This is a genomic window from Streptomyces sp. NPDC006207 (genome assembly GCF_040613835.1).
Taxonomy (GTDB): domain Bacteria; phylum Actinomycetota; class Actinomycetes; order Streptomycetales; family Streptomycetaceae; genus Actinacidiphila.
On record NZ_JBEXSX010000042.1, the window covers coordinates 54,970 to 74,275 of the forward strand.

The following is a 19,306-nucleotide window of genomic DNA, read 5'->3' on the forward strand; positions in this document are numbered from 1 at the left end:
TCGCGCCGGCCGTGTCAGGGGGCCGCGAGGGCGGCGACGTCGGCGGGCGCCAGGGCGCGGTTGTGCAGCCGGAAGCCGGCGACCGCACCGGTGAGGTAGGGGTGCGTGGGGTTCTGCGAGCGGCCGAGGTAGTTGTGCGTGGTCGTGCCGAGCAGCAGCGGGCTCGCGGCCATCGCCGCGTTGCGGCCGGCTTCGGCGCCGTCGACGTAGAGGATGCCGGCGCCGTCGCCGAGGGTGAGCGCGACGTGGGTCCAGCGGCCGGTGGGCAGCGGTGCGGCGGCGTCGATGACGTCCTCGGCCTCCATGCCGGCGATCTTCAGGGCGGCCCGGGCGCGTCCCGCGCCGGTGCGCGGGGTGAGGAACAGATAGGTGTCCTTGTGGTAGCCGAGGTCGAAGACGCGGGCGGAGTTGACCAGGACGTCCACCCGTACCCACATGCTGACGGTCAGTTCGGACAGCCCGGCGGGCAGGGCGGGGGCCAGGGCGACGTGGCCCCCGGCGCCGTCGAGGGCGACGGCGGTCCGGCCGACCGGCCCGTCCGCGGTCCAGGAGGCGCCCGCGGTGAGCGTCGCGGGGGCGAACGTCCGGGTGGCGTCGGCGGCGCTGGTGCCCGTGCCCTCGTCGAGGGGGTAGCGGGCGACGTCGCGCTCACGGCCGGCGCGGGGGGCGACCGCCCAGTAGACCGTGTAGTTCTCGTGGTGGACCTGGTGGAACGGCTTCAGGGTGACCGCGCCGCCGGCCGCCTCGGCGGTGAACGCGCCGTCGCCGCCGCGCACGGGCCGCAGGGACTCCGGCCGGATCCCGGGGATGGTGGTCAGTTCCGTCGGGCCGTAGGCGCCGGCCAGCACGAGCGGACCGTACGACACCGAGCGCACCTGCGGGTTGTCGGGCGCGGGGCGCCACACGGGTTCGCGGGGCAGGGTGAGTTCGACGGTGTCCCCGGCCCGCCAGCGCCGGTCGAGGGTGAGGTGGGTGCCGGGCTCGACGCGGCCGGAGTAGGGGTGTCCGGCCACGCGTACCCGGGCCCGCCCCCGGCCGTCCGCCAGCCAGCCCGGTATCCGGACCTTGAGCGCGAAGCGGCCGCCGCCCTCGGCGACGGTGATGCGCACGGTGTCCTCGGAGACGGTGTGCTGCCGGATGGTCACCCCGTCCGGCGCCCCGTGGGGCCGCCAGTCCGCCTCGGAGGGGATGAAGAGGTTGACGTAGAGCGCGTCGCGGGACTGGAAGTAGATGCTGTCCGCGAACTTGGTGTGGGTCTCCAGACCGGTGCCGTGGTCGCAGGAGAAGTTGTCGTAGTCGCCGCTGTAGCTGCCGGGCTCCGCGCCGAGCCCGCCCTTGGGCTGCCGGTGGGAGCCGGCCCACAGCCCGGTGTAGTACGTGACGAATCCGTGCTCGGAGTCGGGGTCCTGCTCGCCCAGCATCTGGTTGTACAGGGTCCACTCGTAGTGGTCCATGTAGGCGGTGCGGGACGGCTCGTGCAGGAAGAGCTGCCGGCCGAGCTTGAGCATGTTGTAGCTGTTGCAGTTCTCGCAGGTGTTCTCCGACAGACGGCTGACGATCTCGTCCGGGGGCCCGAAGAACTCCAGGTTGGAGTTGCCGCCGATGGCGTAGGTGTGGTGCTCCACGACGGTGCGCCAGAAGGTGCGCGCGATGTCGAGGTAGCGGCGCTCCCCGGTGGCCTCGTAGCCGAACGGCGCGCCGACGACCTTGGCGATCTCGGCGTTGGCGTGACGACCGGCCAGTTCGTCGCGGCCGGCGGCGAGCGGCGCGTAGAGCTCCTCGTGGTCGAAGCGGCGGGCGGTGCGCAGATGTGCGGGGTCGCCGCTGACGAGGTGGAGACGGGTCAGCACGTCGTTCATCCCGCCGAACTCGACCTTGAGCACGGACTGCATGCGCTCGTGCGGCAGCGGCGCGGTCCGCGCGTCCGCCCAGGCGGCCATCCCCAGCAGCACGGTCATGGCCTGCCGGTTGCCGCTGAGGGTGTACTGGTCGAGCAGCCCGGCCATGATCTTGTGGAGGGTGTAGTACGGCGCCCAGGGCTTGCCGCCCGCCTCCAGGCTGTCGAAGACCGACTCGGGGAAGGCCGACAGGTAGCCGTCGTGGAACCCGGCGGCGGGCGCGGCCGCCTGGCACTCGGCGAGTGCGGCGACGAGGACGCGGGCCTTGTCGGCGTGGTCCGCCTCGCCGGTCTGGGCGTGGGCCTGGGCGAGCGCGGACAGCAGGTGCCCGGTGGTGTGGCCGCGCAGCTGGACGTCCGGGGCCTCCCAGCCGCCGCAGGGCTCGGCGGACGAGGGAAGTCCGACGTTGCGGCGGAAGGTGTGCAGGAGCCGGTCGACGTCGACGAAGCGCAGGTAGGCGCAGGTGCGCCGCATGTTGTCGAGGAACGGGCTGTCCAGCAGGCGCACGGCGGACAGCGGCAGCGGGTCGAGCTTCGGACGCGCCGCGGGCACCGGCCGGCTCCCGACGGCGCCCGTCGGCTCGGGGGCGCTCGGCGCGGCGGCGGCGGGGGTCGCCTGGACGGCCTGCGTGGCAGCCGTAAGGGTCGCGGCCGCGGCGACGCCGGCGGTCAGCACGTTCCGGCGGGACGGCCGTGACGGAGGTGGTGCGGACATTCTCGGAACTCCTTCCGGGCGCGGAGGAGTACCACCGGTCGGCGGTTGGCCGGCGGCATGCGGCCGTGGAACGCGGTTGCCGGGCAGCCCGATGCCCGGCCACTGGCCTGAGAGCGAATGAATCGTTTTTAGAGCCATCGGCAACCTAGGATGACTCCGCAGAGACCGTCAAGAGCGGCAGCCCAAACCATGGCCTGTGCGGGCCACGCTGTCGACGGACCGTCACAAACCCCTGCACAAGGGACGATAGTGCGATGACGAACCGCCCCCCGGGAGCGGGAAAGCAGCTTCCGGTGTCTGGCGCCTTGTCGCGGTGCCCGCCGCCGCGTATCTTCCTGCCCGTCACATACTGAATCGTTCAAGTAATGGAGAGGGACGGTGGCCATCCCGGCCGCTCACCGGCGACGGAAAGCGCTGGGGGATACTCCAGGCCGGCGAAAGGAAAAGGCACCCATGACCACTGGCAGGATCTCCGCGGCCGCCGCCGGCACCTGGCTCCTCGGCGACATGAAGGTGAACCGGATCGGCTTCGGCGCGATGCGGCTGACTGGCAGCGCCGCCTTCCACCTCGGCACGCCCAGCGACCGGGAGCGCGCGATCGGCGTGCTGCGCCGCGCCGTCGAGCTCGGCGTCGACCACATCGACACCGCCGCCTTCTACTTCTCACGGCTGCGTTCGGCCAACGAGCTCATCAACTCGGCCCTGGCGCCGTACCCGCAGGACCTGGTCATCGCCACCAAGGTGGGGCCCGCACGGGACGCCTCCGGGGAGTGGGCCACCGCCGCCCGCCCCGACCAGCTGCGCGGCCAGGTCGAGGAGAACCTGCGGCAGCTCGGCCGCGACCACCTCGACCTGGTCAACCTCCGCTTCATGGGCGGCACTTCCGTCGCCGAGCACTTCGGCGCCCTGGCCGAGCTGCGCGAGGCCGGGCTCGTCCGCCACCTGGGCCTCTCCAACGTCCGTCCCGAGCACCTGGCCGAGGCACGGGCCATCGCCCCCGTGGTATGCGTCCAGAACCGCTACGGCGTCGACGCGCGCGAGAGCGACGACCTGCTGCGGGAGTGCGGCGCCCAGGGCATCGCCTTCGTGCCCTTCTTCTCCATCGCCGGCGGGGGCCGCGAGCAGGGGCCCGGCGCCGGCGGCGCCGAGAGCGACGCGGTGCTCGCCGTCGCGGCCGCCCACGGTGTCTCGCCCGCGCAGGTGCGGCTGGCGTGGACGCTCGCGCAGGGCGACCACGTGCTCGCCATCCCGGGGACCGGCGATCCGGAACACCTGGCCGACAACGTGGCGGCGGGCGCGCTGCGGCTGACGGACGAGGAGACGGCGCTCATCGACGCGGTGGGCCGCCCCGCCCGCTGACCCGGGACGGCCTTGGGCGTAACGACGGCGACCGTCAGTCGTGCGGGACGACCGCCACGGGCGCCTTGGCATGGTGCAGCACCGCATGGGTCACCGGGCCGATGTGCAGGCCGGCGGCCGCGCGCCGGACACGGCGGCCGACGACGACCAGTGAGGCGTCGGCCGCCGCCTCGATCAGGTGGTGCGCCGCCCCGCCGACCAGGGAGTGCTCCACGACCTCCACGGCGGGGTACTTGGCCCGCCACGGCGCCAGCGCCTGGGTGAGCGCCTTCGCCTGGGCGTCGGTCAGCTCGTGCTCCAGGTCCAGGGCGATCGCCGCGGGGTTGTAGCCGTAGGAACCCGGCAGGTTCCAGCCGTGGACGACGTGCAGGCCCGTCCCGCGCAGCACGGCGGCCTCGAAGGCGAAGGCCAGCAGATCGTCGTGGGGACGGGCCAGGTCGATGCCCAGCACCACCTCACGGAAGGGCGTGTACTCCGAGACCAGCCCGTCGAGGTCCGGGCGGTGCTCGTCCTCGCCCGTCTCACCGGCCCGTACGAGGACGACCGGGCGGACGGCCTGCGCGACGGTCGCGGAGGCCACGGAGCCGACGAGGAAACCGGCGAGGGCGCCGAGGCCCCGGGAGCCGAGCACCAGCAGCTCCGACTCCTCGGCGGCGGCCGCGAGGGCCGCCGCGGGCTGCCCGCTCACGACCCCGGCGGAGATCTCCAGGTCCGGGTGACGCCCGGCGAGTTCGTCCGCGGCGTCGCGCGGCACGGACTCGGCCCACTGCCGCTGGGCGTCGGGGTCCACCGCTGCCACCGCCCCGGCCAGCGGGGCGTAGGCGGACGCGTACGGCTGCCAGTCGTACACGTGCACGAGCCTCAGGGGCAGTCCGCGGCGCAGTGCCTCGCGGGCGGCCCAGTCCGCGGCGGCCCGGCTCTCGGGCGATCCGTCGAGACCGGCTGTGACCGTACGGGACATGACGTGCCTCCTGGCGAACGGGACGAAGGGCGGGGGCTGTTCGCCCCCAGCTTCCCGCCGGCGACGGGCCTCCGGCAGGGGCCCGCCGGGCCCGTACGGGGGCCGACCGGCCCATGGGCGAAGGATGCGCCGCCCGGGACGGTGGGAGCAGGTCACCGCTGTGATCAAGCGTACGGGTCGTCTACCGGCGCGGTGGCGGGGGGTGGCGGCCCTGCCTGTGCCGCCGGTCCGGCCCGGACGCCGTCCCGGCGGCGGCGCCGCGCCGACCGCGGGACCCTGGAGGGGACGCATCCGCGACGTACGGAAGGACGTGACCGGTCATGACGCAGCAGCACGCGGCCGCCGCGGCCGGGGACATCGGGCGCCGGATCGCGAGCCGCCGGGAGGAACTGGGCCTGTCCCTGGAGGAGACGGCGGAACGCGCCGGCATCGCCCCGGGCTATCTGCGGTACGTGGAGCAGGAGCCGACCGCGGCGCCGGGCAGCTCCACCCTGCACGGGCTGGCCACGGCGCTGGGGACGAGCGTGTCGGCGCTGAGCGGCGGCGAGGCGGAGCTGCCGCCCGGCCGGGGACGCGCGGCGGGCCGGGCGTCACTGGTGGAACTCGGCCCCGGGGAGTGCTGGGCGTTGCTGTCCACGCACGGGGTCGGCAGGATCGGGCTGGACACGCCCGACGGGCTGGCGATCCTGCCGGTCAACTACACGGTCACCGAGGGCGTGATCGCCTTCCGCACCCATCCCGGGGCCACGCCCGCGGCGGCCGCGGACACCAGGTGCGCCTTCGAGGTCGACCAGGTCGACGAGGCCCTCAGCCAGGGCTGGAGCGTGCTCGTCCGAGGTGTCGCCTCCGCCGTCACCGATCCGGGGACCGTGCGCCGGCTGGCGGAGCGCGAGTACGCCGGCCCCTGGGCGGGCGGCGACCGCGACCTGTGGATCCGCGTCGTCCCGGCCAGCGTGACCGGGCGACGCATCCTGGTCGGCTGAGGCGGTTCCTCACCGCCGACCGCCCGAGCACCCCCGGCCGCCGCCCGCCGAACGCACGTTCAGGGCTGCACGGCCGGGCGCAGGGCAGCGCGCCCGGTGCGGACGGCCAGGCCGCCCTGCGGGGTGCGCGTACGGCCGGCCCTGCGCGGGCCACCACCACGACCTGCCGGACCCGGGCGCCCCGGCGAAGCACCCCGGGCGCCCCAACATGCAGCGCCCGCGCACCGCCCTCACCGTCCGGCGGCGGAGCCGCGCACCACGGCGACCGGGCAGTGCGCGTGGTGCAGGACCGCCTGGCTGACGGAGCCGAGCACGAGCCCGGAGAAACCGCCGCGTCCGCGTGCGCCGACGACGAGCAGCTGCGCGGTCCGGCTCTCCTCGATGAGGGTCTCGCGGGTCGCGCCACGCACCGTTTTCGTGCGGACCGCGACCCCGGGGTGGCGCTCCCGCCGTCCCGCGATCGTCTCGGCCACCAGGCGTTCCTCGGTGCGGGCGAGTTCGCCCGGCTCGCTCGCGTAGGGCATTGCGGGGTCCTGGGGCGGCGGTACGGGCGTGTGCCACGGGGTCCACGCATGCAGGGCGAGGAGTTCGGCGCCCCGCAACGCGGCCTCGGCGAAGGCGAAGTCGACGGCGTCCGCGCCGGCCGGGGAACCGTCGACGCCCAGCAGGACCGGACCGCCGGCGGCCGGCTGCTCCCGGACCACCAGGACCGGGCACTGGCCGTGCGCGGCGAGGTGCACCGCCGTCGAACCCAGCATCAGACCGACGAAGCCGCCCATGCCGCGGGAGCCCACGACGACCAGTTCCGCGGCGCGCGACTGGGCCTCCAGCACGGTGAGGGGTTCCCCGGTCACGACGGCGTGGGTGACGTCCACGTCCGGTGCCGTGCGCCCGGCGCGTTCCACGGCCTCCGCCACCACCCGCTGCGCGGCGTTACGCAGGCCGCCCTCGGACGGGCCCAGGGCCGGCGGTCCCAGCGGCACGTGCATGGCCGGCCACAGGAAGGCGTGCACCACCCTCAGTCCGGCGCCGCGCCATGCGGCCTCCCGGGCCGCCGTCTCCACCGCGGCAAGGCTCGAGGCCGAGCCGTCCGCTCCTACGACCACCAGACCGCTCACCGCGCCTCCTCGTCCTCCCCGCCCGTCGTCCGTCCCCTGCTTCCCCCGGCGCCGGCCGACGTCCGGGCCCCGTGCGCCGGTCAAGGGGGCCGTCGGGGATCAGGCCCTGCGGTGGCCCCATGAGGGGCCGCTTTCCTCCCACTCGCGGCCCCAGGCCGCGGCGCGCCGGCGGTCGATCCGCAGGCGGACGACCCAGCGCCCGGCGAGGACCAGCGCGCAGGCGCCCGCGGCGGCGACCGAGCCGAAGACGACGCCCTGGGCCTCGGCCTGCGCGGGGGTGAGCCGGTTCTGCTGCAGCCGGCCGTCCGCGTCCAGCCAGACGGACGTGGTGGAACCCGCCGGGCTGCCCGGTTCGACTCGGGCCTGACCGGTTCGGGCGGAGCCGTCGGACGCGGTCCACCGGACGGTGGTGAGGACCTTTCCGATGGAGCCGGTGTACGGGTTCTCCACGGCCTTCGCGGCGTCCTCGGTGAGGACGGCCGTCGCCAGGTGGGTGCCCTGGCTCCGCCGCAGTTCGGACTGCTCCACCGCGGCCGCCGTGGCCGCCCCGGCCGCCGGGGCCCCCAGGGCGATCAGCAGGGCCGCCGCCACGCCCGTCCAGGCCTCCAGGACATCCGACCGTCGCCGCAGCGGATTGCGGCGCCAGCGCCAGAACACCGCCCTGCCGCTCATGGCCGTGCTCCCTTCCCTGTCCGACGACCGTCGCACGCGCCGGCACTGCCGCAGCAGGGGCCACACGGATCATTTCCGCCGCAGGACGGGGCCGACCGGCCCCTGCGCGCACACGCGGCCGGCCCGCCGCCCGGCTGTGACGACCGTCACTCGCCGGCGATCGAACTTCCCGTGCCGCCCCGCGTCCTGTCGGTGTCCTCGACACCTCCCGGATACGGAGCACCGATGCCCACCCCCCTGATCGACCCCCTGTCCCCCGGCACCCACACCTTCGAGGTGGACGGGGTGGCCCAGCGTTACCACGTCCACGGCACCGGACCTGTGTGCATCGCGCACTCCGGCGGGCCGGGCGTGTTCTGGGAGTACCTGCGCATGCCCGAGGTCGAACGGCACCTGACGGTCGTCTACCCGGAGCCGGTCGGCACCGGCGGCTCGGGCCGTCTCCCCTCGCACCCGCACGGCTACACCCGTGAGCGCTACAGCCGGTTCCTGGACGCGCTCGTCGACCACCTGGGCGCCCCTCGCGTGCACCTCCTGGGGCATTCGCACGGCGGCTTCGTCGTCCAGTACCACGCGCTGCACCGGCCCGCGCGTGTCGCCGGGATCGTCCTGTACGACAGCGCGCCGGTCACCGGCCCCGAGCACGGCGCCGAGGCGATGCGCATGGTCGAGGAGTTCGCCGCCCGGCACGCCGGTCACCCCGGTCTGCCGGAGGTCCTGGAAGCCTTCCAGAAGGTGTCCGCCATCTCCGACGACGCGGGTATGACGGCGGTCCTCAAGGGGCTGCTGCCCGCCTACTTCGCGGACTACTGGGGCCGGGAGGAGGAGTTCGCGCCCCTGAGCGCCGCGGTGTCGGGCACGCACATCTCGGGGCTGGGCGAGGACCTGGTCCCCGATGCCGTCGACGACCGCGGGCGGTTGGGGGCGCTCACCGTGCCGGCGCTGGTCGTGGTGGGCCGGTACGACGTGGTCTGCGGGATGCGCTGGGCCGGTGAACTGCACGAGCTGATCCCCCAATCGGAGCTGCTGGTCCTGGAGAACAGCGGGCACTTCGGCCACATCGAGGAGCCCGGCCGTTTCGCGGAGGCCGTGGTGGGCTTCGTGACCGCCCGCGAGCGGGCGGTCCCCGCGTGACGGGCCCCGCGTGACAGCCCCCGCGTGACGGGCCCGGGGAAACGGGCGCGACGCGACGGCCGCGCGGCCGTCGCGTCGCAAGGCTGAACGGGCCTCACCCGGCCGGTGGGGCCGGGCCGGCGGATGGGGGGACGCCATGGCGACCCGGCCACCGCCGGCCCTGACCGTCACCGGGGCCGCGGCCTCAGGTGATGACGTCGTACTCCCCGTAGGAGTGCTGGGGCGTCATCGTGGCGTCGAGCCCGTTGGTGACCCAGGTCCCCAGGACCATCTCCGCGGTGATGCCCGGGCCGAAGCCCGCCAGCAGTCCGCGGTGCCCGTCGAGGGCGGAGCCCTCCTCGAACATCCGGTACAGGGCGTCGAGGACGACGGCGCTCGCGATGTTGCCGTACTCGGTCAGCGTGGCCCGGCTGAAGCGGAACGACTCCGGCGGGACCCCGAGGAAGCGGCAGAGGTCGTCCAGGATGCGGGGACCGCCGGCGTGGATGATGTAGTAGTCCAGCTTGGCGGCGTTCCACGCGTGGTCCTCCGCGACCTGGCGCAGCACCGGTGCCAGGGGCTCCATGGTGCCGGGTACGCGCTTGTCGAGCTGGAAGTGGAAGCCCGTCTGGCGCACCGCGTAGGAGATCCACTCCTCGGTGTTCGGGATGAGGTAGGAGGCGTTGCGCTCCAGCCGCATCCCGGTGCCGCCGCTGCCCCGGACCACGGCGGCGGCGATGCCGTCGCCGAACAGCCCGTTGGACAGCAGCGTTCCGACGCTGAGGTCCGTGGGCTGGTAGCACAGCGAGCAGAACTCGCATGCCACGATCAGGGCGTTGGCCTCCGGGTACGCCGTGCAGAAGTCGTGGGCGCGGTTGATGGCCGCGCCTCCTGCCGCACAACCGAGCTGCGCGATGGGCAGCTGGCGGGTGTCGTGGCGGAATCCCATCTTGTTGATGAGCCACGCCGTCAGCGACGGCATCATGAAGCCCGTGCACGAGACGTACACGATGATGTCGATCTCGTCGGGCTCCAACTCGGCCTGGTCCAACGCCTGTCGTATGACGGCCGGTACCCGCGCCTTCGACTCCGCCTCGTAGATCTGGCTGCGTACGTCGAAACCCGGATGTTTGAGCACCTCTTCGATCGGCTGGATCAGGTGCCGCTTCTGAACACCCGTGTTCTCAATGAGCCTGAGGGTCAGGCCGAGTTGCGGGTGGTCCTTGTGCAGCCGTCGTGCCAGCTCAAGCGTTTGTTCGCAGGTGATAACGTTGTCGGGAACCGAGATCACCGGCTTGCACAGAACAGCCATGCGTGGCTCCATTTCCTGCCCCTCGGCGGGCTATGGTCCATGTGGCGCGCTGCTCCGGGATTTCCGGAGCAGGCCCGTACCTGTCACGAAAATGCGGTAGGGGGTACGAGCGCATTTCATGTGCGCGCCCACAGAAGGCCTGACGTTCACGAGGTCCCGGCAAAAGACGGTTCACAAAAGGGGACCGGCTGCTGTCGAAGTGGATTCATGGCCTGTTCAGATTTGCGTCCACCAGGAAAACGTACGTCACTTGGGCGGATTTCGCATGTCGGAGCGGCCCGCACCCGCCGTCACGAGGGAGAACGCGACGGAACCGGCCCCGCACCCGTGCGGGTGCGGGGCCGGGACGGAGGCCGGAGCGGGGCCGGAGCGGACACAGGTCACCAGGCGACGTGCAGGGCCACCGGGTAGCGCCAGATCGACGTGGCGCTCCAGCGGACCTCGTCGGCGGGCTTGGCCAGCCTCAGGTCCGGGAAGCGGCGCAACAGCTCCCTGAAGGCCACCTGGAGCTCCATGGTCGCCAGCGGCGCGCCGAGGCAGTGGTGACCGCCCCAGCCGAAGGTCATGTGGGGCGTACCGGCGCGGTCCAGGTCCAGCTCGTCGGGACGGTCGAACTTCTCCGGGTCGCGGTTCGCGGTCAGGTACGAGACGTGGACGACGTCGCCGGCCCGGATCAGCACGCCGCCCATCTCCACGTCCTCGACGGCGATCCGCGGGATGCCGACGCCCTTGCGGAACGGGATGTACCGCAGCATCTCCTCGATGGCCTGCGGGATGCGGTCCGGCTGCTCGCGCAGCATGGCCAGCTCGCGCGGGCGGGTGAGCAGGGTGTAGGCGATGTTGCCGATCTCGTTCGACGTGGTGTCCTGGCCCGTGATGAGCAGGACCATGGCCATGACGGCGAGTTCCTTGTCGTTGAGGATCTCGTCCCCGTCACGGGCGGTGGCCAGCACGCTGACCAGGTCGTCGCCCGGGCGGGCGCGCCGTTCGGCGGTGAGCTTGGTGAAGTACTCCCGCAGGTAGGCCTTGGAGTGGACGGCGTTGTCCCGGTTGTCGGGGCTGAAGTCCATCATGGTGCGGGCGTGGCCCCGCAGCTCCCAGCTGTCCTCGTCGGGGATGTCGAGCACCTCGCAGATGGCGGCCAGCGGGAGCGGCGCCGCGAGGTGCTCCACGAGGTCGGCCGGGGAGCCGCTCTCCTCCATGCCGTCGAGCAGTTCGGTGACGACCCGCTCGATGCTGGGGCGCATGTGCTCGACGTTCCGGGGCGTGAAGCCCTTGGAGACCAGCGAGCGCAGCCGGCTGCTGTCCGGCGGGTCCATCACGTTGATGGCCTCGTCCTGGACGATCGGCTCCGGCGTCATGCGGGGGAAGTCCTTGCCGACGACGGCGGCGCGGCTGAAACGCCGGTCGGTCGTCACCGTCCGCACGTCCTCGTACCGCGTGACGAGCCAGGCCTCACCCTCGCCGTGCGGCAGCTTGATGCGGGAGATCTGCTCGTTCTCCATGAAGCGCTTCAGCTGCGGATCGAACTCGAGGGCTTCGGCGAAGTCGAAGGGGCAGTTGTGCGCGGAGGAACCGGATTCCATGCGAATACTCCAGTGCACCTGGGCGTCGGGGGGACATATCACAACCAATCCCCCGCGCGCGCAGGTGACCACTGCAGGCAGCCCATCCGGGCGACCCATGCCCATGAGGGTGCCGCGCCCTCGGGGACACGGGGCGCGGCACGTGCTCGGGCTCACCGGCCGTCAGTAGTAGTGGCGGCGCCCCGCGACGGCGTGTCCCATGGCACCCAGGACCCAGAGCACGAGGCCGATGACCACGAGGATGGCTCCCAGGGTCCACAGGATGGAGATTCCGGCGAGGAATCCGATGATGAGCAGGATGATACCGAGGATGATCATGTTGTACTCCCTTACGCGGCCCTGGTCGCCGTTGCCCTGTGCCGGGCCGGTGGCACCGGGGGTGCGAGCCCCGGGGCGGTGACCGCACGGTGCGCGGTCACGCCGGGCCTCGCTCAGCCGGACCGGCCGTCGGCGTCGCCTGCCGTCCACGCCTCCGACGTGAACCTGCCGGCATCGCATTCACCCCCATTCCTCCATGGATCGGCTACCCAGGTCTTCGCGTTTCATGACCGCCGGATTCGGCCGGAGTGATGTCCACCGGGACCATCGCCCTCACGGTGAGAGCGCTCTCAGCAGCGCGAACGTGGTCGACAGGACCACCTGACCACGCCACTGGCGGCCCCCAACGCCCGCCCCCCGGCTGCCGTTTCCCGCCCGCAGCACAAGCCGGGCCGCCCGCGGCCGATGCCACTGACTCCAAGCAGTGAAGGCAGGAAACCGCGCGCGACTTCTTTTGTTCCCTGTATTGACCGCGGTTCACCCTGGCGGGAAGGTGTTCCCGCCATATGAGAGCGCTCTCAGCCGCTCTCCACCCGGAACCGCACCCTTCCCCGGCACCGATCCCGAGGAGGCATCACCCGTGACCGCGCGTACGACCACCGGCAGGCGCCACGCCGCCGGACCGCTCACCCTGATGGTGGCCGCTGCAGCCACCGTGGCCGCGCTCTGCCTGGGCCTGCTCGGCTCGGCCAGGGCCGCCGTCCCGCCGGCACCGTCCGGCTGGACCACCGTCTGGAGCGACGACTTCAGCGGGGCCGCCAACACCCTCCCGTCCGGCGACAACTGGATCATCGACACCGGCACCAGCTACCCCGGCGGCGCCGCCAACTGGGGCACCGGCGAGGTGCAGACCTACACCTCCAACACCGCCAACCTCCGCCAGGACGGCTCGGGCAACCTGCGCATCACCCCGATCCGGGACTCCGCGGGGAACTGGACCTCCGGGCGCGTCGAGACCCGCCGCAGCGACTTCGAGCCCCCGTCGGGCGGCAAGCTCCGCATCGAGTCCCGCATCCAGATGCCGAACGTCACCGGCGCGGCCGCGGCCGGCTACTGGCCGGCCTTCTGGACGCTGGGCGCGCCGTACCGGGGCAACTACTGGAACTGGCCGTCCATCGGCGAGTTCGACCTGATGGAGAACGTGAACGGCGTCAACCAGGTCTGGGGCACGCTGCACTGCGGCACCAACCCGGGCGGCCCCTGCAACGAGACCAGCGGCCTCGGCACCACCCGTGCCTGCCCCGGCAGCGCCTGCCAGGGCAACTTCCACACCTTCGCCTTCGAGTGGGACCGCAGCGTCAGCCCCCAGCAGCTGCGCTGGTACGTCGACGGGGTCCAGTTCCACTCGGTGAACGCGAGCCAGATGGACGCGTCCACCTGGAACGCGGCCACGGGCCACGGCCACTTCATCCTGCTGAACGTCGCGATGGGCGGGGCCTTCCCCGACCCGGTGGCGGGGTACAAGACTCCGACGGCCTCCACGGTCTCGGGCGTACCCATGCTGGTCGACTACGTCGCGGTCTACAGCTCCGGCGGCGGTAGCACCCAGCCCCCGACCTCTCCCCCGCCGACCGGGGGCACGGGCAGCGCCTACGGCACCCTCCAGGCCGAGTCGTACTCGCAGCAGTCCGGCACGACCGTCGAGACGACGGCGGACAGCGGCGGCGGCCAGAACCTCGCCTCGCTCGCGAACGGCGACTGGGCGCTCTACCCGGGCGTCGACTTCGGGACGACCACGGCCCGGCAGTTCAAGGCCCGGGTCGCCTCCGGGGCCGCGGGCGGCGTGAGCGGCCTGGTCGAGGTCCGGCTGGACAGCCGGAGCAACGCCCCGATCGGCAGCTTCTCCGTCGCCAACACCGGCGGCTGGCAGAGCTGGACGACGATCCCCGCGAACATCTCGGGCATCACCGGCAAGCACGACGTGTACCTGACGTTCAGCAGCGGCCAGCCGGCCGACTTCGTGAACGTCAACTGGTTCACCTTCAGCACCACCTGACACCCCACGCCGCCCGTGGCGTCCCCGGCCCGACCGGGGACGCCACGGGCGGCGCCCTGCGCCGCGACATGCGCGCCTGGAAGACCCGGTCCCGGGGACACAGCGGCGAGGACATCTCCTGGAAGGAGGGGCGTGCCTGACCCGCGGCCCCGGCTGCGCGTCCGCGCCTTCCGAGCGGGCCGCGGGCCGCGGGCCTGAGCCTCAGGCCAGGAACGCCGCGGAAACGAGGGCCAGGGCCCCACCGGCGGCTCCGGCACTCACGAGCAGGGCGAGCACGGCGTACGCCCTGAGGCAATCACCGGCGGGCCGCTCAAGGGAGGGCCCGGGCCGCCGGCCCTACCCGCCGACGGCTCCAGCGTGTCGTGGGGCGACCGCAAAGCCTCCGTGACGGCACGAGGGGCTCCTCTAAGCTCTGCGCATGACGGCCCGTCACGATGCCCTGGTCCAGCAGGAATCCGCACCCCCGTCGAACGCGCTGTGGCGCAACCGGGACTACGTGGGGTGGTGGGTCGGTGAGACGGTGTCGGGATTCGGTACCGCTCTGTCGGCCTTTGCGTATCCGCTTCTGATCGTCACAGCGACCGGATCCGCAGCCAGTGCGGGTATCGTCGGCTCGACCGTGAGCATCGGCGCCCTCACGACGATGCTGGTCGGCGGCTCGCTCGCCGACCGCCGTTCACGGCGCATGCTTCTCCTGGCAGGTTCCCTGCTGCAGGCTGTCGCGGTCGGCTCCGTCTGCTGGGCTGTGGCCTTCGACCATGTCAATGTCGCGTATGTCGCTGCGATCGGGCTGTTCCAGGGCTTTGTCGGGGGATTGACCTCCGGTGCGTCTCGTCCGGCCCTTCGGCGAATTGTGCCGCCAGAGCAGCTTCCGACGGCCTTCTCGCAGATGCAGGGTCGCGACATGGCGGTCAGACTGGCTGCGCCTCCTACCGGGGGCTTCCTGTTTTCCCTTGCGCGTTGGGTGCCGTTCCTCGGGGACGCCGTCTCCTTCCTTGTGAGTGCCCTGGGTGTGCTGTTGATCCGTCAGCCGCTGGGGCCGGACGTCAGGGAAGCGCGGAGGGAGTCCGTCGTGGCGAGCATCCGCACGGGACTCGCATACGTTCGCCGTGATGCCTATCTGCGGTTCCTGACGATCTACACCGCCACGTTCAACGCAGCGGTGGCCGGCATGTTCCTCCTGGTGATCGTGCTGGTCCGTGGTCACGGTGGCGGCCCGATGCTTGTGGGCTGGGTGAATTCGATCGGTGCTGTCGGAGGTCTCGCCGGAGCCGTCTTCGCAGGCCGTGTCACCAGGCGCTTCCACGGCCGTGCCATCGTGGTCCTGCTCTCGTGGGTCACCGTGGTGGTTTTCGCGGCGATCGGGGTCGTCCCGCTGCCGTGGCTGATAGGTGTGCTGGTGGCCGTGCTGCTGTTCCTGGTGTCGCCGATCAACGTCATCTTCGCCACGTACGAGACCCGGATGATCCCGGACGAACTCATGGGCCGGGTCAGCAGCGCGATCGACTTCGGCGCCTCCTCACTGCGATGGCTGGGCCCCCTCTCCGCGGGAATCCTGTCATCCGCGTTCGGCCCGACCACCGCGATGCTGCTCCTGACGGCAATGGTCGCCCTTGTGGCCGTGGGTACTCAAGTCGCCCGCGGACTGCGCGTGCTGGACGTTCCCATCGGTGATGTACGACCCGGCAGCGTCTGACGGCGGGCCCGTCCACCGATGAACGCACCTGCGACGAGCCGTCACCGTCATGGCTAGGGTGGGCGGCTCCACGGCGACCGACCGGGCGTCCGCGGAACCGGAGGAGGGGATCCGCGATGAGTGCTGGGTTCAGGGCGGCCTACGACCTCCGGTTGGGGGTGGCCCTGCTGCTGGTGGCGCTCAACGTGGGCGATGCGGCGGGCCGGCTTCACCGCTGTGCGGCGCGTCATCCGAGGGCCGGCGCCGTCCTCGCTCCCGTGGTGCTGAGGGCCGTGGGTGCCGTCTTCGGTGTGATCGGCACGACGATCGGCGCGGTCCGGCTGGTTCATGCCGCGGCATAGGTGCTGACCGCGACGCCCGTCACGCATGCTTCGGGCGCGCGATGAAGAGGGCCACGTCGTCGCGGTCGGCGTACCGCCCTGTGAACGGTCCGGAGCTCCGGCGCTACTCGCCGACGGCTCCGTCGATCGCCTCGCGCAGCAGATCGGCGTGGCCGTTGTGCCGTGCGTACTCCTCGATCATGTGGGTGAGCACGTAGCGAAGTGAGATCGTCTCCCCCCGAAACTCCACCGTGTCGTCGAGCGACCGGAAGGCGTCCGCAACAGCACGCGAGCGTTCGCACGCCTCACGCCACCATGCGAACGCCTCGTCGACGTCGGCGCCGTCCACATGGAATTCCCCGAAGACGCCATCGACCGCGGGCCACAGTGCCGCACGCCGCTCGTCGCTCAACACCGCGAACCAACTGCGTTCGACCTCCGCTGCATGCCTGACAAGGCCCAGCAGGGACAGGCCTGAAGTCGGCACCGCCTTCTCCTTCAGCTGGGCGCCGGTCAGCCCCTCGCACTTCATGGCCAGCGTGGCGCGTTGATAGTCGAGGAACGAGGTCAGCGACGAACGGTCGTCGCCCACCTTGGAAGGTGCCCTGCGCTGGTCATGACTCATTCGGCGATCATGACAAGGGATGGGTCCACCGAGCCACCTCGGTCCGGAGGACGGACATCACGCCCTCATCCCCCGTCCGCCGGGAGCAGGGCATTCGCAGCTCGCAGAGCGAAGCGGCCTCGAGGCGGAGTGGATCGGTCACGGACCCCACCGCGATGCGGGCCACCGCCACGCCCACACGCTCCGGGTCCGTGGTTGTCCTCGCCGTCACATCTGCGTGGTCTTGGTCGGGCACCGGCAGCCGAACGAGGTTGCTGAACACGTACTCGCCGTGCGCCTCGGAGAATCCATCGGCCCACACCTCGACGAACGGGCCTGCGACGAGTTCCACATGCCACCGGCTCGGTGGACCAGCGACCAGCTCCATGCCCGCAGGGTACGGACACACCTGACTCGGACCGCCGGCGCTCCGCGCGGTGGAGGCCGGGCCCGTCCGTGGTGAACCTGCCGTCGAGGTGGTGGACGCCGTCCGCACGGTCGGGGCGCTGCTCGCCCATGTCCGTGGCCGTCAGCGCGAGCCACCGTGAGGAGATGGCGCCCGTCACGCATCCTTCGGGCGCGCGATGAGGAGGGCCACGTCGTCGCGGTCGGCGGGGTGGCGCAGCGCGGCGAGGAGGCGGTCGCAGGTTTGCTCGACCGGTTCGTCGGGGGCGTCCAGGAGGCGGAGGAGGTCGTCGAGGCGCTCGTCGATGGCGCGGTCGCGGGTCTCGACCAGACCGTCGGTGTAGAGGACGAGGCGGTCGCCAGGGACGAGGTCGACGGTGGTGCTCTCGAAGGGCACGCCGCCGACCCCCAGGGGGGTGCCGGTGGGCAGTTCGAGCAGTTCCGGGCGCTTGCCGGCGCGGACGACGACCGGGGGCAGGTGGCCGGCGTTGGCGAGGTGGCAGACTCCGCGACCGGGGTCGTGGATCGCGTAGACGCAGGTCGCGATGTAGGGGTCCAGCCCGTGGGTGATCCGGTCGAGGTGGCCGAGGACCTGGGCGGGGTCGAGGTCGAGGCCCGCGAGGGTGGAGGTCGCGGTGCGCAGGCGTCCCATGGTGGTCGCCGCGGGGACGCCGCTGCCCATGACGTCGCCGATGACGAGGGCGACCCTGCCGTCGTCGAAGGGGATCACGTCGTACCAGTCGCCGCCCACCTCGCTGCTGGCCTGCGCCGCGCAGTAGCGGGCGGCGAGTTCGAGGCGGGGGTGGGCCGAGGGAAGTCGCGGGAGGAGGCTGCGCTGAAGGGTCTCGGCGGTGCTGCGCAGTTGCTGGTGGAGGCGGGCGTTGTCGATGGACACGGCGGCGCGGGAGGCCAGTTCGCAGGCGAGGGTCTGGTCGTCCTCGTCGAAGGGCTGCGGGGTGCGGGCCCGGGCCAGGCCGAGGACGCCGAGGATCCGGCCGCGGGCGATGAGCGGTACCGCCATGGCCGTGTGGACGCCCGCCCGGGCCAGCAGCGCGGCGGCGTCGGGGTCGCGGGCGATGTGCACCAGGCTCCGCTCGTCGGCGTGGGTGATCAGGCCGGGGCCGCCGGTGTCCAGGCACCGGGCGGCCAGGTGGTCGGGGCCGTAGGAGACGAGGCGGCCGGGCCGGCCGAAGGCCCCTGCCGCCTCACTGGCCTCGGTGCACTTGGAGGACAGTGCGCGGAAGCGGGGGCGGTCGTGGCCGGGCTCGCCGCCGTCGTCGCGCAGCGCGGAGTCGAGGACGTCGACGGCGGCGAAGTCGGCGAGTTCGGGGACGACGACGTCGGCGAGTTCCCGGGCGGTGTCCTCCACGTCCAGGGACGTGCCGATCCGGGCGGAGCTGTCGGCGATCACGGCGAGTCGCGCCCGGGCGCGGTCGGCCTCCTGGGCGGAACGGTGCCGGTCGGTGACGTCCACCACGGAGGTGGCGATGCCCAGGACGTGCCCGTTCCCGTCCTCCAGCCGGAAGTACGAAACCGACCAGGCGCGGTCGGTGGCGGGGTCCGCGGGCGTATGGCCGACGACGTACCGGTCGACGATCGGTGTGCCCGTCCGCAGGACCTGCCGGATCGCGTCCTCCGCCATGCGGAACCTGGCCCCGGGGAGCACCTCGCGGAAGGGGCGCCCGATGTGGTCGCCCTCGGCGAGGCCGTGCATCTCGGCGAGGGCGGGGTTGACGGAGAGGTAGCGCAGGTCGGTGTCGAGCACGGCGAGCCCGATCGGGGACTGGGAGACCAGCTGGAGGGAGAGGGCCAGGCCGCGTTCCAGGCGCTGCAGTACGGGCCGGTCGGTGGCGATCCCCAGCGCGTAGACGCGGCCGCGGCTGTCCGTGAGGCGGACGTTGCGGAACTCCGCCAGCCGGGTGCTGCCGTCCTTGTGGCGCACGGGGAACGCTCCCGACCAGCTGCGGCCGGTCTCCAGCACCTCCGCGAACAGCCTCATGGCGTCGCCGCGGTGCTCGGGCCGGACGAGCAGCGGCGCGGCGTACTGGCCGACGGCCTCGCCCGCGGTGTAGCCGAACAGTTGTTCCGCCTGCGGGCTCCACATGTCGATGCGCCCGTCCGACTCGAGCAGCACCGCGGCGACTCCCAGGAGGTCCATGAGTCCGCTGGGGCCGAGTGCCCTGGCCTCGAGCTGATCGGTCCCGAGCGGTGTCCGCGCTTCGCTCATCGCAGGCTCCCTCTTCGCCCGCCC

The 19,306-nt window shown here is 72.5% G+C and carries 16 protein-coding genes; 6 read left to right on the forward strand and 10 right to left on the reverse strand.

The features are described 5' to 3' along the window. Positions 1 to 14: 14 nt before the first annotated feature. A complete protein-coding gene (locus ABZ312_RS29145; RefSeq protein ID WP_500439100.1) occupies positions 15 to 2,612 on the reverse strand; it encodes a glycoside hydrolase family 127 protein in 2,598 nt (865 codons plus the stop codon). Positions 2,613 to 3,065: 453 nt separating this feature from the next. Here ABZ312_RS29145 and ABZ312_RS29150 point away from each other — a divergent pair, with 453 nt between their 5' ends. Then, positions 3,066 to 3,971 carry an oxidoreductase gene (locus ABZ312_RS29150; protein ID WP_500328855.1) on the forward strand — a complete coding sequence of 302 codons (906 nt, stop codon included), beginning with the start codon at positions 3,066 to 3,068 and terminating at the stop codon, positions 3,969 to 3,971. Positions 3,972 to 4,005: 34 nt separating this feature from the next. On the opposite strand, the gene ABZ312_RS29155 is transcribed toward ABZ312_RS29150, so the two are convergent. Continuing rightward, on the reverse strand, positions 4,006 to 4,932 hold the full coding sequence (locus ABZ312_RS29155; protein ID WP_500328856.1) for a universal stress protein: 927 nt from the start codon (positions 4,930 to 4,932) through the stop codon (positions 4,006 to 4,008). A gap of 320 nt (positions 4,933 to 5,252) precedes the next feature. On the opposite strand from ABZ312_RS29155, the gene ABZ312_RS29160 reads away from it, so the two are divergent. Continuing rightward, the gene (locus ABZ312_RS29160; protein WP_500328857.1) at positions 5,253 to 5,915 is read left to right on the forward strand and encodes a helix-turn-helix domain-containing protein; all 663 of its coding nucleotides are present in this window, start codon (positions 5,253 to 5,255) and stop codon (positions 5,913 to 5,915) included. 230 nt (positions 5,916 to 6,145) lie between these two features. Here ABZ312_RS29160 and ABZ312_RS29165 read toward each other — a convergent pair whose 3' ends face one another. Continuing rightward, positions 6,146 to 7,033 (reverse strand): universal stress protein, encoded by an 888-nt coding sequence (locus ABZ312_RS29165; RefSeq protein WP_500328858.1) that lies wholly within the window; start codon positions 7,031 to 7,033, stop codon positions 6,146 to 6,148. A 99-nt stretch (positions 7,034 to 7,132) separates the two neighbouring features. Next, on the reverse strand, positions 7,133 to 7,705 hold the full coding sequence (locus tag ABZ312_RS29170) for an Rv1733c family protein (RefSeq protein ID WP_500328859.1): 573 nt from the start codon (positions 7,703 to 7,705) through the stop codon (positions 7,133 to 7,135). 225 nt (positions 7,706 to 7,930) lie between these two features. Between ABZ312_RS29170 and ABZ312_RS29175 the strand changes: the two genes are divergently transcribed. After that, entirely contained in the window at positions 7,931 to 8,839 is a 909-nt protein-coding gene (locus ABZ312_RS29175) for an alpha/beta fold hydrolase (RefSeq protein ID WP_500328860.1), read from the forward strand. Between the two features lie 184 nt (positions 8,840 to 9,023). On the opposite strand, the gene ABZ312_RS29180 is transcribed toward ABZ312_RS29175, so the two are convergent. The 3 genes from ABZ312_RS29180 to ABZ312_RS29190 all read right to left on the reverse strand — a co-directional run bounded on the left by ABZ312_RS29180 (position 9,024) and on the right by ABZ312_RS29190 (position 12,034). After that, positions 9,024 to 10,130: a type III polyketide synthase gene (locus ABZ312_RS29180; RefSeq protein WP_499509193.1), complete on the reverse strand. Its 1,107-nt coding sequence runs from the start codon at positions 10,128 to 10,130 to the stop codon at positions 9,024 to 9,026. Positions 10,131 to 10,510: 380 nt separating this feature from the next. Continuing rightward, on the reverse strand, positions 10,511 to 11,716 hold the full coding sequence (locus ABZ312_RS29185; protein WP_500328861.1) for a cytochrome P450: 1,206 nt from the start codon (positions 11,714 to 11,716) through the stop codon (positions 10,511 to 10,513). Positions 11,717 to 11,878: 162 nt separating this feature from the next. Further along, positions 11,879 to 12,034 (reverse strand): DUF6131 family protein, encoded by a 156-nt coding sequence (locus tag ABZ312_RS29190; protein WP_499509195.1) that lies wholly within the window; start codon positions 12,032 to 12,034, stop codon positions 11,879 to 11,881. 634 nt (positions 12,035 to 12,668) lie between these two features. Here ABZ312_RS29190 and ABZ312_RS29195 point away from each other — a divergent pair. The 3 genes from ABZ312_RS29195 to ABZ312_RS29205 all read left to right on the forward strand — a co-directional run bounded on the left by ABZ312_RS29195 (position 12,669) and on the right by ABZ312_RS29205 (position 16,067). Next, the gene (locus ABZ312_RS29195; RefSeq protein WP_500439110.1) at positions 12,669 to 14,030 is read left to right on the forward strand and encodes a glycoside hydrolase family 16 protein; all 1,362 of its coding nucleotides are present in this window, start codon (positions 12,669 to 12,671) and stop codon (positions 14,028 to 14,030) included. 418 nt (positions 14,031 to 14,448) lie between these two features. Then, entirely contained in the window at positions 14,449 to 15,726 is a 1,278-nt protein-coding gene (locus ABZ312_RS29200) for an MFS transporter (protein WP_500439101.1), read from the forward strand. A gap of 116 nt (positions 15,727 to 15,842) precedes the next feature. Beyond that, a complete protein-coding gene (locus tag ABZ312_RS29205) occupies positions 15,843 to 16,067 on the forward strand; it encodes a hypothetical protein (protein ID WP_500439102.1) in 225 nt (74 codons plus the stop codon). Positions 16,068 to 16,170: 103 nt separating this feature from the next. On the opposite strand, the gene ABZ312_RS29210 is transcribed toward ABZ312_RS29205, so the two are convergent. The 3 genes from ABZ312_RS29210 to ABZ312_RS29220 all read right to left on the reverse strand — a co-directional run bounded on the left by ABZ312_RS29210 (position 16,171) and on the right by ABZ312_RS29220 (position 19,282). Further along, complete coding sequence (locus ABZ312_RS29210) at positions 16,171 to 16,671, reverse strand: DinB family protein (protein ID WP_500328864.1); 501 nt, start codon at positions 16,669 to 16,671, stop codon at positions 16,171 to 16,173. Positions 16,672 to 16,678: 7 nt separating this feature from the next. Further along, positions 16,679 to 17,038, reverse strand: coding sequence for a hypothetical protein (locus tag ABZ312_RS29215; protein WP_500439103.1), 360 nt, complete (start codon positions 17,036 to 17,038; stop codon positions 16,679 to 16,681). Between the two features lie 174 nt (positions 17,039 to 17,212). After that, the gene (locus ABZ312_RS29220) at positions 17,213 to 19,282 is read right to left on the reverse strand and encodes a SpoIIE family protein phosphatase (RefSeq protein ID WP_500439104.1); all 2,070 of its coding nucleotides are present in this window, start codon (positions 19,280 to 19,282) and stop codon (positions 17,213 to 17,215) included. Positions 19,283 to 19,306: the final 24 nt, after the last annotated feature.